16 protein-coding genes are annotated in these 12,916 nt (G+C 68.0%); 9 read left to right on the top strand and 7 right to left on the bottom strand.

The window, feature by feature from the left end; genetic code table 11:
- Nucleotides 1–21: 21 nt before the first annotated feature.
- Nucleotides 22–1,032, bottom strand: coding sequence for a ribosome small subunit-dependent GTPase A (gene rsgA / locus ACEL_RS02750; protein WP_011719370.1), 1,011 nt, complete (start codon nt 1,030–1,032; stop codon nt 22–24).
- 2 nt (nt 1,033–1,034) lie between these two features.
- Entirely contained in the window at nt 1,035–2,306 is a 1,272-nt protein-coding gene (gene aroA, locus ACEL_RS02755) for a 3-phosphoshikimate 1-carboxyvinyltransferase (protein WP_011719371.1), read from the bottom strand.
- Nucleotides 2,307–2,479: 173 nt separating this feature from the next.
- On the opposite strand from aroA, the gene ACEL_RS02760 reads away from it, so the two are divergent.
- The 4 genes from ACEL_RS02760 (at nt 2,480) to rsrA (ending at nt 4,910) form a co-directional block, all read left to right on the top strand.
- A complete protein-coding gene (locus ACEL_RS02760; protein WP_011719372.1) occupies nt 2,480–3,232 on the top strand; it encodes an SOS response-associated peptidase in 753 nt (250 codons plus the stop codon).
- A gap of 123 nt (nt 3,233–3,355) precedes the next feature.
- Nucleotides 3,356–3,697 (top strand): TraR/DksA family transcriptional regulator, encoded by a 342-nt coding sequence (locus ACEL_RS11875; RefSeq protein WP_011719373.1) that lies wholly within the window; start codon nt 3,356–3,358, stop codon nt 3,695–3,697.
- A gap of 305 nt (nt 3,698–4,002) precedes the next feature.
- Complete coding sequence (locus tag ACEL_RS02770; protein WP_011719374.1) at nt 4,003–4,641, top strand: sigma-70 family RNA polymerase sigma factor; 639 nt, start codon at nt 4,003–4,005, stop codon at nt 4,639–4,641.
- Entirely contained in the window at nt 4,638–4,910 is a 273-nt protein-coding gene (gene rsrA, locus ACEL_RS02775) for a mycothiol system anti-sigma-R factor (RefSeq protein WP_011719375.1), read from the top strand. The genes ACEL_RS02770 and rsrA overlap by 4 nt, the downstream gene beginning before the upstream one ends.
- An 82-nt stretch (nt 4,911–4,992) precedes the next feature.
- Here rsrA and ACEL_RS02780 read toward each other — a convergent pair whose 3' ends face one another.
- From ACEL_RS02780 to ACEL_RS02790, 3 genes are all read right to left on the bottom strand, one after another.
- A complete protein-coding gene (locus ACEL_RS02780; protein WP_011719376.1) occupies nt 4,993–5,400 on the bottom strand; it encodes a DUF302 domain-containing protein in 408 nt (135 codons plus the stop codon).
- Nucleotides 5,401–5,490: 90 nt separating this feature from the next.
- Nucleotides 5,491–5,946, bottom strand: coding sequence for an OsmC family protein (locus ACEL_RS02785; protein WP_011719377.1), 456 nt, complete (start codon nt 5,944–5,946; stop codon nt 5,491–5,493).
- Nucleotides 5,943–6,314, bottom strand: a complete 372-nt coding sequence (locus tag ACEL_RS02790) for a thioredoxin family protein (RefSeq protein WP_011719378.1) — start codon at nt 6,312–6,314, stop codon at nt 5,943–5,945. The genes ACEL_RS02785 and ACEL_RS02790 overlap by 4 nt, the downstream gene beginning before the upstream one ends.
- A 141-nt stretch (nt 6,315–6,455) precedes the next feature.
- On the opposite strand from ACEL_RS02790, the gene ACEL_RS02795 reads away from it, so the two are divergent.
- The gene (locus ACEL_RS02795) at nt 6,456–6,713 is read left to right on the top strand and encodes a metal-sensitive transcriptional regulator (protein WP_011719379.1); all 258 of its coding nucleotides are present in this window, start codon (nt 6,456–6,458) and stop codon (nt 6,711–6,713) included.
- A gap of 52 nt (nt 6,714–6,765) precedes the next feature.
- Here the strand turns inward: ACEL_RS02795 and ACEL_RS02800 are convergent, their stop codons facing one another.
- Together ACEL_RS02800 and ACEL_RS02805 are read right to left on the bottom strand one after the other, a co-directional pair.
- Nucleotides 6,766–7,416 (bottom strand): hypothetical protein, encoded by a 651-nt coding sequence (locus ACEL_RS02800; protein ID WP_011719380.1) that lies wholly within the window; start codon nt 7,414–7,416, stop codon nt 6,766–6,768.
- The gene (locus ACEL_RS02805) at nt 7,413–7,955 is read right to left on the bottom strand and encodes a hypothetical protein (RefSeq protein WP_041834902.1); all 543 of its coding nucleotides are present in this window, start codon (nt 7,953–7,955) and stop codon (nt 7,413–7,415) included. Before ACEL_RS02805 ends, ACEL_RS02800 begins: the two co-directional genes overlap by 4 nt.
- A 598-nt stretch (nt 7,956–8,553) precedes the next feature.
- On the opposite strand from ACEL_RS02805, the gene ACEL_RS02810 reads away from it, so the two are divergent.
- Genes ACEL_RS02810 through ACEL_RS02825 form a run of 4 tightly spaced genes read left to right on the top strand, consistent with a single transcriptional unit; the run spans nt 8,554 to nt 12,829 of the window.
- Nucleotides 8,554–9,909 (top strand): HD-GYP domain-containing protein, encoded by a 1,356-nt coding sequence (locus tag ACEL_RS02810; RefSeq protein ID WP_011719382.1) that lies wholly within the window; start codon nt 8,554–8,556, stop codon nt 9,907–9,909.
- 2 nt (nt 9,910–9,911) lie between these two features.
- Nucleotides 9,912–11,192, top strand: coding sequence for an HD-GYP domain-containing protein (locus tag ACEL_RS02815; RefSeq protein ID WP_011719383.1), 1,281 nt, complete (start codon nt 9,912–9,914; stop codon nt 11,190–11,192).
- Nucleotides 11,193–11,232: 40 nt separating this feature from the next.
- Complete coding sequence (locus ACEL_RS02820; RefSeq protein WP_011719384.1) at nt 11,233–12,597, top strand: acetyl-CoA carboxylase biotin carboxylase subunit; 1,365 nt, start codon at nt 11,233–11,235, stop codon at nt 12,595–12,597.
- Nucleotides 12,598–12,613: 16 nt separating this feature from the next.
- Complete coding sequence (locus ACEL_RS02825; protein WP_011719385.1) at nt 12,614–12,829, top strand: biotin/lipoyl-binding carrier protein; 216 nt, start codon at nt 12,614–12,616, stop codon at nt 12,827–12,829.
- The last annotated feature ends 87 nt before the right edge of the window (nt 12,830–12,916 follow it).

Below are 12,916 nucleotides of genomic sequence, written 5' to 3' on the forward strand. Positions count from 1 at the left end.
GGTCCGGGTTTCGGTGTTGCCTTATCGGTCGGCCTCGCGGTGTTGCAACGATGCGAGCAACCGGCGCAGCGATTCCAGGCGTTGTGCGGCGGCGTGGCCGGCGGCCACCCAGCTGTCGAGCGCGCATCGGGCGGCTTCCGGGTCGAGCTCAGGATGCGGTTGGTGATCGCAGTCGCGCGGACAGTCGACGGTTGCGGGCGCGAGGTCGGGGAAGGCGGCGACGACCCGCTCGACGTCCAGATGCGCCAAACCGAAGGACCGCACGCCGGGTGTGTCCACGACCCGCCCGCCGCCGGGTAGATCAAAGACCACGGTCGAGGTGGTGACGTGGCGCCCCTTGCCGGTGACCTCGTTGACCTCGGCGGTGGCACGACCGGCCCCGGGTACCAGTGCGTTGATCAGCGTGGATTTGCCCACTCCTGAGGCGCCCGCGAACACGGTCATCCGATCGCGGAGCAGCTCGGGCAGCTCCGGACCGGGTTGCCGGTTCGCCGTGACCACCATGGGCACCTCGAGTGGCCGGTACATGTCGAGGAGCGGCTGGGGATCTGCCAGATCCGCCTTGCTGAAGACGAGGACGACGTCCAGCCCGCCGTCAAATGCAGCGACGAGATACCGGTCGACCAGCCGCGGTTGCGGAGCTGGGTTCGCGACCGAGCAGACGACGGCCAGCTGGTCGGCATTCGCGACGATCACCCGTTCCTCGGGGTCGGTGTCGTCTGCGCTGCGGCGGAGCACGGTACGCCGCGGGTCGACGCGGACGATTCGCGCGAGCGTATCCGGACGGCCGGACAAATCCCCAACCAGAGCGACGAAATCGCCGACCACGACCGGCGTACGACGCAGCTCCTTGGCACGAACGGCGATCACATCCCGTCCGTCGACCGCGCAGGTGAATCGTCCGCGGTCGACGGCGACGACCTGCCCGAGCCGGGCGTCGGGGTAGGTCGGTCGGAGCCGGCTGCGCGGGCGGGAACCCGGCCCCGGGCGGGTCCGGACATCCTCTTCCACGAGGTCGAGCCGTCGAGCCATGCTCAGCGGAGCATTCCAGTCCAGAGCTCGACAAAGGTCGGCATTGTCTTTGCCACGGTCTGGATGTTCTCCACAACAATTCCCGGGATAACGAGTCCGAGGACCGCGCCGGTGGTCGCCATCCGATGGTCCCCGTAACTGTGGAAGACTCCGCCGTGGAGCGGTCGCGGGCGGATCACCAGGCCGTCGTCGGTCGCTGTGACGTCGCCGCCGAGGCGGGTGAGCTCGGCGGCGAGAGCGGCCAGCCGATCCGTTTCGTGTCCGCGCATGTGACCGATGCCGCGGAACGTCGACGGCCGGTCGGCGAGCGCAGCCAGTGCGGCGAGGGTAGGGACGAGTTCGCTCACGTCACGCAGGTCGGCGTCCAGGCCGTGGATGACCGGGCCACCGGTCACGGTCAGACCCGTCGCGTCGAGTTCGCACCGCGCCCCCATGGCCGTCAGAAGGTCCCGGAGCGCGTCGCCGGCCTGGGTGGTTCGCATCGGCCAATCGGGAACCCGCACGCGGCCGCCGGTGACCAACGCGGCTGCAAGGAACGGCGCGGCATTCGACAGATCCGGTTCGATCTGGACGGTTCCACCGCGGATCGGGCCCGGCTGCACCCGCCAGCTCCCGTCCGTGCCGGCGACCTCGACGCCGCGTTCGCGGAGCATCGCGACGGTCATCGTGATGTGCGGCACCGATGGAAGCGTTCGGCCGACGTGGCCCACCGTGACGGGGGTGTCCGCCCGCGGTGCGACGAGAAGGAGTGCGGAGACGAATTGGCTGGACGCCGAGGCGTCCACGACGCAGTGACCGCCGGGAAGGTGCCCTGAGCCGACAACGGTGACCGGCAACCGGCCGCCGGTGTCGCGGAGCTCGGCGCCGAGTTGCCGCAGGGCGTCGAGGAGCGGGCGCAGCGGCCGCTCCCTGGCCCGCGGATCGCCGTCAAAAGAGACCTCGCCGGTCGCCAGGGTCGCCGCGGCAAGGAGGAATCGCATCACGGTGCCGGCGAGGCCACAGTCGATGGCGGCGGGACCGCGGAGTTCCGCGGGACTGACCAGCCACATGTCACCGGCGTCATCGATGCCCACGCCAAGGGAGCGCAACCCGGCCATCATGAGCTCGGTGTCGCGGGCGCGCAGGCCGCCACGGATTGCCGTGGGTTCGGCGGCCAATGCGGCGAGCACGAGGGCCCGGTTGGTCATGGACTTGGAGCCGGGGAGGTGGACGACGGCGTCAACGCGTCCGGAGGCGGTTGGCGCAGGCCAACCCGTGAGCTCAGTCGTCGTCACCTCGGCACGCTTCCTGAAGGGTCGTTGGTCATTTTCTGATCATGCTAACAACTGCCGTCCACGCCCGCGCTGGGGCAGTTGTAGCGGGCTGGGACACGCACGCCACCCGCAGTTGGGTCCCCGCCCGCGCTCGGGCGGTTGGGAGCCGGCACGCGCTGGGGCAGTATGAAGGCATGTGTGGACGTTACGCCGCGACCCGGGATCCGGCTGATCTCGCAGCTGCCTTTCAGGTCGACGAGGTGGTCGCCGAGCGGGCGTTGCCGCCCCGGTACAACATCGCCCCGACCAATCCGGTGTACGCCGTCCTCGAGCGCCGAGAGAACGGCGAGCAGCTGCGCCGGGAGCTGCGTGTCCTCCGTTGGGGCCTTGTACCGTCCTGGGCCCGTGATCCGCGCATCGGGAATCGGCTCATCAATGCGCGAGCGGAGACGATTGCGGAGAAGCCCGCGTTCCGCCGCGCGTTCGCCGTCCGGCGTTGTCTTCTGCCGGCCGACGGGTACTACGAGTGGTTTCCCCTGGCGGGCGACGGCGGGCGTCGTCCCCGAAAACAGCCGTTCTTCATTCGGCCGCGGGACGGCGGTATCTTGCCGATGGCCGGGTTGTACGAACTCTGGCGCGACCCTACTGATCCGGACGGCGAATGGCTCTGGACCTGTGTCGTCATCACCACTCGTGCCACCGACGAGCTCGGGCGCTTGCACGATCGGATGCCGACTTTCGTCGCGCCGGACGATTGGGATCGCTGGCTCGACCCCCGGCTCGATACTCTGCAGGACATCGCGGCGCTGCTCCGACCGGCAGCACCTGGATGGCTGGAGGCATATCCCGTGTCGACGCTCGTCAATGATGTCCGCAACGACGGGCCGGCGCTCGTCGAGCCTGTCGCGCTGCCCGCTGACGTGAGTTCCGCGGGCATTCCGCTCTGACGCCGCGGCTCCGCACGGCATCTGCGCTTAGTCGCCGCTCTTGCTTCAGCCGCGCGAGGAGCCACGCAAGCAATCGACGAATCAACCTAGTGATCACGTGATGGGAAGGATGCTGGTGTAGCCGTGGATGTTCAGCAAGCCCGCCGGCAGCTGGAGGAGATGCTCGCCGAGCTCGACAAGTCCCTGGCCACGTTGAGCAATCAGCGCCCGGAATCTGAAGGGCACGGCACTCCCGGCGATGCGGATGCCGGGCTCGATCTTGCAGACCACGCCCGGGCGACTGCACTGCTCGAGGTGGCCCAGGAGCAGCGGCGTCAAGTGCTGGAGGCGCTGCAGCGGATTGAGAACGGGACATATGGGCTCTGCGTGAGCTGTGGTGCGCCGCTGCCTGAGGGACGGCTGGAGGCGAAGCCGGAGGCGGCCCGGTGCCTGAGTTGCCAGGCCAAGCTCGAAGCGGGCCGTTGACCGCAGGTCGCGCGACGACATCGCATGGTCGGGCGGTGCCGTGCGGCCGGCGGCCGAGCCGGATCGCCGGAGCGGGAATTGATCGCACCGGTCCGGCGTTGGTGGCGGACGTGGTGACCGCCCCGAGGTGTTCCGCTACGACCGGCGTGTGGACCGTGCGCGGCCGGGTAAGTGCTCCCGTACCAGCGGGCGGAGCGTGCTCGGGGACGCGGCAACTCGCGGCCGTGCATCCGGTATCGCGGACAATGGTGCAAGCCGTGCCGGCAGACCACAGGCCTCAGTCGGCGACGAGAGGAGGGCGCGCGGTGGCCACAGTCGAGGAATCGGCGGAGCAGCGGACCGTGCGCTTTGAACGCGACGCCTTGCCTCTCATCGACCAGCTGTATTCCGCGGCGCTTCGGATGACCCGCAATCCGGCGGACGCCGAGGATCTCGTGCAGGAGACGTTCGTCAAGGCGTTCGCCGCCTTCGACCAATTCGAAGAGGGTACGAACCTCAAAGCGTGGCTCTACCGCATTCTGACCAACACGTACATCAACAGTTACCGCAAGAAGCAGCGGGAACCGCGCCAGACCCAGGGTGGCGATGACCTTGAGGACTGGCAGTTGGCCCGCGCCGCGGAGCACACCTCGTCCGGTCTGCGTTCGGCCGAGGCCGAAGCGCTCGACCACCTGCCGGATTCGGACGTCAAAGAAGCCCTGCAGGCGCTGCCGGAGGAATTCCGTCTCGCGGTGTACCTCGCTGACGTCGAAGGTTTTTCCTACAAGGAAATCGCCGAGATTATGGGGACGCCGATCGGCACGGTGATGTCGCGGCTTCATCGCGGCCGGCGGGCGCTGCGTGCCGCTCTGGAGAATTACGCTCGTGAGCGCGGATTTCTGCGCGGCTCCCCGGACGGTGCCGTGTCGGACCCCGATGCGGGCGGAGAGGATGGGGTCCGATGAGCTGCGGCCGACCGCACGCCGTCCCGTGCTCGGAGGTACTGGAACAGGTCTACGTGTATTTGGACGGCGAGCTGGGTGCTGAGGAGATCGCCCGCATCCGCCAGCACCTCGACGAATGCGCCCCCTGTCTGGAGGAGTACGGGCTCGATCAGTTGGTGAAGAGTCTTGTCGCCCGATGCTGCGGGCACGACCATGCGCCGGATGCGCTGCGGCAGAAGATTCTCGCGAGGATTCGCGAAATTCGGGTTGAGCTGAGCCGACCGGAGTGACCTGCCGCGGCCGGCGGCACACGGCACGCGCCGCCGGTCGGGTTGGTTGTGCGATAACAGACTCAGTCGTGCGGCAAGAGACTCAGCGGTGCGATAAGGCGTCAAGGACCTTGTCGAGCCGGGCGCGTGCTTCCTCGGCGACCGCCCGCAATTCCGGGTCACCGGCGAGATCGGCGATGACCATCGGGTCAAGGATTTCGACCCGGGTGGTGTGCGGATCGATCGAACGGACGACGACGTTGCACGGCAGGAGCAGTCCCACCGAGGGTTCACGCTCCAAGGCGCGGTGCGCGAGCGGGGGATTGCACGCACCAAGAATCACATAGGGATCGTGGTCGACGCCGAGTTTTTCCCGCAGCGTCGCCGCGACGTCGATCCGGGTCAGAATGCCGAAGCCCTGGTCGGCCAATGCCCGTTCCACGTCGCCGACCGTCTCGTTGAACGTCGCGGGCACGGTAAGACCCTTGCCGTAACTGGTATTCGCTGTCATGAACTCCTCCTCAGGTGCCGGAATGACCGTCTTTTCGAACGCAGCCGTCCAGGTGTTCAGGTGATCGCCGTCTCCCCGGTGATGGTGTTCTCACGGTGTGGTGGCGAGTTCGACCTCAATGCTCGGCGGAATTCGCAGGCTGTTGTGTACGGTGCAGTGTTCGGCGACGGCTCGCAGGCGCGCAAGAGTGTCGGCGTCGTAGTCGCCGGGAAGCGCCACGGTGATTCTCACCTCGGCGACGCGGGCGGGATTCGTTCCCATCCGGTACGTCGTCGTGACGGCGAGACCATCGGTCGGGTGACCGCGCCGGGCGAGGGCGCGGCGCACGTAGAAGCCGACGCACCCTGCCAGTGAGGCGACGAACAATTCCGTGGGCGTCGGCCCGGTGTCTTCGCCGCCGGCATCTTTCGGTTGGTCGACGGTGACAGCGTGATCGCGGATCCGTACGGTGAAGCGGTCACCGGTGACGTGCGATATCTCCACGCGTCCGAAATCCGTGGCCGCCCGCCCGAAATCCGTGGCTGCCCGCGTGACCTCGGCCGTCATCCGCGGCTCCCCTCGGCGTCCGCCGCGTCGACCGCGGCCTTGGTGAGGTCCAATTCGCGCACCGCGCTGATGAGGCGCTCCAGAATCGCGGGCGGCAGTGCACCGGGTTGTGCGAAGACGAGGTTGCCGTCCTTGAAGGCCATCAGGGTGGGTATGGAAGCGATCCCGAATTGGCCGGCGAGACGGGGTTGGGCGTCGACATCCACCTTCGCGAAGACGATGTCGGGATGGCGTGTGCTCGCAGCTTCATAGACGGGAGCGAAGCTCCGGCATGGACCGCACCACGCCGCCCACCAGTCGATCAACGTGATCCCCGGGCGCTGGACGGCGTCTGCGAAGGTTTCTTCGGTCAGGTTCACAGTGCTCATGGCGACTCCTTTATACCCTACGGGGTATCGTATATGCTGCCTCCGCACAACGCCGGGCGGTGCCGGCCTATTCCGCACGCCGTACCGTCGAGATACCCCCGGTAGTATGAAGCCGGCGAAGGGACGAAGGGCGGTGGGGCGATGGAGCCGGCTGAACTTTCCGACGTGGTCAAGCGCTTGCGCCGGGCGGAGGGCCAGCTGCGCGGGGTCATCCGCATGATCGAGGAAGGGCGGGAGTGCGCCGACGTGGTGACGCAGCTCGCTGCCGTCTCCCGGGCGCTCGACCGTGCCGGATTCGCCATCATCGCCCGGGGCCTGCAGGAGTGCGCCCGCACGCCGGCGAAGGGGGACGGAACTACCACTGAGCAGCTCGAGCGGCTCTTCCTCTCCCTCGCCTGACCACCTCGGTTCGCGGTATTAGGCTCGCCGGAGCTGTGGGGCAGAGCACGGGTCAGCCGCTGAGCCGGCGGTTCAGCGCGTCGAGGACGGCGCGGGCGACGGCGTCCGTTTCGTCATTGCGCACCAGTGCGGAACCGGTGAGTATCAATTCGCCCACGCGCGGCACGGAAATCTGGATGATGCACGCGGCGAGTTGCCGGATGCCAAGGGTGAGGACGCCGGCAAACTCGACGGCGGCCGGCATCCCGAGCAATTCCGCGACCGCGTCCAGCGTCGCCCGGGCGACGAGCACCGGACGCTGGCTCGCCATCGCACTGCCGGTGGCGCGTCCCTCAAGGTGCTCGGCGCCCACCCGGATACTCACGCAGATTTCCGCGTCTGAGCCCTGGATGCGCACGGTGATGCCGTCGATGACCGGACGTGCCGGCGTCTCGGCGGCTCGCGGCTGCTCGGTCGGAGCCGGGAGTTCGTCGTCCTCGAATTGCACAACGCTGACAATGCGGTGGTCGATGTCGATACCGTGCCGGGCGAGCGCGAGCGATTGGACGTCGCGGACTATCTGTTTGGCATTTCGCGAACGGCTTGCGACAACGTGAATTTCCGTCGGCGCGGCATCAGGTCCGGTGACGACGCTGACGGCCCGCACCCCGGGAACCCGACGGAGCGACTCTTCGAGTTCAGGCAGTAGCCGCAGGCTGGTCATCCACCGCTCCTTTCCCCCGTCTGTTGCTCAGCCGTCGGAGCCGGCGGCGAATCGCCGGCGAGAACGGCACGAATCCGCTGTTGAATACTCTCGAGATCGCGCGTTCGGTGGCCGGCGCGTCCGGCGCGCGGCCCGGAGCCGGCGGCGTCGGCGGAGGGGAAACCGCTGCGGGCACCCGCGCCCATGTCCCGCCGGCTGGTTGCGGCCGGCAGGCCGCTCGAACCGATGTCGCCGGCAAGACGCCAGGCTGCGTCTGAGCGCTCGAACTCGGCGGCGGCCCGTTCCATCGCCCGGGCGCTGCCTTCGGTGAGAGCCGGCACGAGGGCGGCGACGTACGTGCGGACCTCGCGGATGGCGGCGCGCTGCCACCAGCGCAGGGTGCGTGCCGTCTGGGTGTCCAGGCCCCGGACGACGGCGCGGTGCAGCTCGTCGTCGAACCGGCGGTTCGCAAGCGGTTCGGCCGTCTCGACCAGCGCAGCGACGACGGCGGCGACGTCGATCCGCCGTTGGCTCGGGGTCACCGAAATTTCGATCACCACCTCGCATCAGTCGGTGGCGGCATTGGTCCGGTGGCGGCAGCGTAGTCGATTGGGTCGCGTGCGTTCTCGCGTTCGGCTCGGATGGGCTGCCCGTTTGCGGCATGAATATCGCAAACGGTGCCAAAGAGTGGGAAGGACACCCACGGTTCCCGCCAGCATAGTCACAATTAGCTGACTAATTCTTGCCGTCGGTATCGTCCGCTTGGGCGGGAGTTGTCCGCGTGCCTTGACGTCGTCCGATCATGTACGTTTCACTCGCCTTCGAGTGCATTTGGTGGCGTGACGTGACGGATCACACACCAGGCGCTCACGTCTCGGGAAAACCCCGTTCCGAGGCGCACAACTGCAGAAGGGCGGATCGGAGACCGGCGGAGACTCGGACACCGATGATTCGAACAACCTCTCCAGCGGAGCGGATGGCGCACGGGCGGTAGCGGCGCCCGTGACACAGATTCCGAAGGAGTTGATCGCGGTGGCCAAGATTACCGCAATCGTGGAGAAGCTTCTGTCCGGCGCCAAGGCGAACTGGACCTGACGATGTTCCGCCGGTCTCCGATTCGCCCCTCTGTCTTCCCCAAGGGGTGAGGAGCGGAAGCACATGCGCTCGCTACCACGCGCCGCGGCGCTCTACACGAGCGCGATGCTGCTGGCCGGTGGTCTGATCTGTGCGCAGGCGCTGCTGCACATTCGATCCAGTTGGTCCCTCGTGGTGCCACTGGTCGCGATCTGTTGGATCGGTGAGATCGCTCCGGTCCAATCGCGGCTGCGTTCCCTGTCCATTTCGATGGGTTTTCCGGTCGATCTGGCCGCGGTCTTTCTCGGCGGACCGTGGGTGGCCGCGCTCGTCGCGACGATCGGCTCTGGTACCCAGCTGGTGTCCCTGCGCTGGTACAAGCGTCTCTTCAATGCGGCCCAGATCGGCGTCTCCGCGTTCGTCGCCGGCCTGGTCTACCGCCAACTGCCGGGTGCCTCGGTCGGATTCGCGGATCCACGGTTTCCGCACGTGCTTCCGGCCGTCATCGTCACCGGACTGGTCCTTGCGGTGCTCAATTACTCCTTCGTCGCGACGGCGATTGCGCTCGCCGAACGGCTGCCGATCGGCCGGATTTGGTGGGGCGGCATGTCGGAAACCCTCCTGCCGAGCATGGGTTACGGCTTCATCGGGCTGGCGATCGCCGTTGTTTGGGCCAGCGGGGTCGGAGTGCTTGCCGGCGTTCTCGTCTTGGCGCCGATGCTCGCCGCGCGATGGGCGTTTCAGCAGTACGGCGCCCAGCACGCGGCGTACGAGGCCACCGTCGCCTCACTGATCCAGGCGGTGGAAACCAAGGACTACTACACCCGAGGGCACAGTGAGCGGGTCGCTCGTGCCGCTGTCATGATTGGGCGCCGGCTGGGCATGCGCGAAGATCGTCTGGAGATGCTGCGGTACGCCGGGATGCTGCACGACGTCGGCAAGCTTGGTGTTCCGACGCGGCTGCTGCAGAAGACCGGGCCGCTGGACGCGGCGGAGTTCTCCGCGATCAAGCTGCATTCGGTTCGGGGTTGCGAGGTGATCGGCGACATCGAATTTCTCGGTGAGGCAGCCAAGGGCATCCGCCACCATCACGAACGCATGGATGGACTCGGATACCCAGACGGCCTGGCCGGGGATGCGATTCCGGAGTTCGCGCGGATCATCGCCGTCGCCGATGCCTTCGACTCGATGACCTCGACCCGCTCGTACCGCGCGGCACGCTCGGTGGAGGCGGCGATAACCGAGTTGCGGCGCTGGTCGGGGACGCAGTTTGACCCAGTGATGGTTGAAGCGCTGATCGCTGCTCTTCAGGAGGAGGGCTGGACGCCGGCGGCACCCCCGGCCGGCGTTGCTCCGGCCGCGCTGCTGTTCGGCGATCACGATGATCCGGCGAGTCAGGTGGCCGCGGTGCTCCAGCCTGTTGCCGAACGCGTCTCGTAGCCATGTCACCCGCGCTCGCCTTCGGCCTCGTCATCGCCATCGGCCAACTCCTGCCGGTTCGGCTCCCCGGCGGGCGTCCCGTCGTCCCACTGGCGGGCGCGGCGGCCACCGGGTACGCGCTGCTCTTCGACATCAACGGCAAGCCTCTGGCGCAGCCCTTCAGCGACGTGGCCATCGCCGTCTGCGGCGGCTATCTCAGCGGCGCGGTCATCGCCACTCTGCTCGGCCGGGCACCCCGCGGCGTCCTCCTCGTACGCCGGATGATGGTCGCCGTCCTCGCCGGGGCCGTGTTCCGGTTGGCCGCCCCCGAGCGGCTCTTCAGCACGTCGTACGCCGACCTTCGCCCGGAGCTGTCGCGGACCGCGCTTCTCGTGATCGGTGTTGCCGCCCTTGCCGCCGCGGCCGATGTTTTGTTCGGCGTCGCAGACGGTGCGATACGGCGGAGGATGCGCTCCCTCGCCGGACTCCTTGGCCTGCTGCTCGATGAGCTTCGGGCAACCGTTGGTCTCAACGCGGCGGTCGCCGCGACCGCGGTCCTCTTCGCGCTGGGGACGCCCGTCATGGGTCTCTACGCGATTCCCACATTCGCCGTCCCGCTGCTTCTGACCCAGTTCGCCTTCCGGCGGTTCGCCGCGGTCAGGACGACGTACCGGCAGACGATCCGGGCGCTGGCCCAGGTCACCGAGGTCAGCGGATACGTGGCACGCGGCCATGGACGGCGGGTCACCGCGCTCGCGGTGGAGATGGCCCGCGAGCTGGGCCTGCCGGAGAGCCAGCTCGTCGATCTGGAGTACGCCGCGTTGCTCCACGACATCGGCCAGCTCTCGCTCACCGAACCGATCCCCGCCGGCTCCACCTTGGTGGTCCCGCCCGCCGAACGGCAGCGGGTTGCGGCGCTGGGCGCCGACGTCATCAAGACGACCGGAGTGCTGGACTGGGTGGCTGCGATCGTCGCCCGGCAAGCGGATCCGTATCGGCGGCACCGGGAGCCGCCCGATCCGACGCTGCCGATCGAGAGCCGGATCATCAAGGCGGCGAGCGCCTTCGACGACGTCGTCACCGGGCTGTCGCGCAACCGAGGGGCCGGCGCCGACGGGACGACCGCCGCCGACGACATCAAAGCGATCGATCCCGAGCTGGCGGCCGATGCCATGGAACGGCTCCGCCTGGGCATGGCGTACGAGTACGATCCGCGCGTCGTCGACGCGTTGCACGCCGTCTTGGCCCGCCACGGCATCCAGATCGCCTCCCGGGTTTCCTCCCCGCGCGCCGCGACCCGATAGGTTGCTGTCGCTCGACCGCGACGCCGTTGAAGGGGAGGCCATGTTCGAATCCGTCCTGGTGGCGAACCGGGGAGAGATCGCCCGCCGGGTCATCCGGACCGTCCAGCGGATGGGCTTGCGCGCCGTCGCCGTGTATTCGGAGGCCGACGCTGAATTGCCGTTCGTCGCAGAGGCGGACGAAGCGGTCCTTCTCGGACCGCCGCCGCCGGCGGCAAGCTACCTCGACGTCGCGAAGGTGCTGGAGGCGGCGCGGCAATCGGGAGCCGAGGCGATACACCCCGGATACGGATTCCTCTCGGAGAACGCCGGTTTTGCCCAAGCGGTCCTGGACGCCGGGCTGGTCTGGATCGGCCCGGCGCCGGAGGCAATTGCGGCGATGGGCGACAAGGTCGCCGCGCGGAACCGGGTCGCGGCGGCCGGCGTGCCGGTTGCGCCGGGAACCGCCGAGCCGCTCACCGATGTCGAAGAGGCGGTGCGGGCCGCGGCGTCGATCGGATACCCGCTGATGGTCAAGGCGGCGGGCGGCGGCGGCGGCATCGGGATGAAGGTCGCTTGGGACGACGCCGGGTTGCGATCGGCATTCGCCACTGCGCAATCAGCGGCGCAGCGGTTCTTCGCCAGCCCCGCCATCCTGCTCGAGCGGTACGTGCCGGGTGCCCGGCATGTCGAAGTCCAGATCCTGGGACTCCCGGACGGCCGGGTGGTCGCCCTCGGTGAACGCGACTGCTCGGTGCAGCGCCGCCACCAGAAGGTCGTCGAGGAGACGCCGTGCCCCGTCCTGCCGGAACCAGTCCGCCGCCGCATGTTCATGGCGGCGGTTCGCGCCGGCGAAGCCGTGGACTATCGCGGCGCCGGCACCGTCGAATTCCTCCTCGATCCGGCGAGTCTGCGCGACGACGACCCCGAAGCGGGCGTGTTTTACTTCCTGGAAATGAACACGCGCCTGCAGGTCGAACACCCCATCACGGAAATGGTGACCGGCATCGACCTCGTCGAACAGCAAATTCTTGTCGCGGCAGGCAAACCGCCGTCCTTCAATCCCGACGACATCCGCCGCCGCGGGCACGCCATCGAATTCCGCGTGTACGCCGAGGATCCCCAGCGTTTCTTCCCCAACCCCGGAACCATCACCGCCTGGGCGGAGCCGGCGGGCGAGGGTATCCGCGTCGATGCGGGCTATCGGGCCGGCAACACGGTGACGCAGTACTACGACCCGTTGCTCGCCAAACTCTGTGTCCACGGCGTCGATCGGGCCGCCGCTCTGGATCGGGCACGCCGTGCGGTCGCGGCGTTTCGCATCGAGGGTCCGAAGAATAACGTGCCGTTCTTCGCCGAACTACTGGAGAACGAAGAATTCTGTTCGGGGAAATACGACACAGGTCTCATCGAACGCATGCGGTCGTAGGACGGAAGGAGATTCGGTGGCACAGGAAGTCCGCGCCGAAATGGTGGCGAACGTCTGGAAGGTCCTCGTCAACGAGGGGCAGGAGGTGAGCGACGGCGACACCCTCGTGATCCTCGAGTCGATGAAGATGGAGATTCCCGTCATCGCCGAGACCTCCGGTGTTGTCCGGGAGTTGAAGGTCGCCGAGGGGGACGTCGTCCAGGACGGCGACCTTATCGCGATCATCGACTGACGGTCGGTCGTCGGCGTCGCCGTTGGATCTCGGCGTCGCTGCGGGATCACGGTAAAGCCGGCCGCCTCGGCGGTCGAAGCAGATGGC

This window comes from Acidothermus cellulolyticus 11B (genome assembly GCF_000015025.1).
Classification (GTDB): domain Bacteria; phylum Actinomycetota; class Actinomycetes; order Acidothermales; family Acidothermaceae; genus Acidothermus; species Acidothermus cellulolyticus.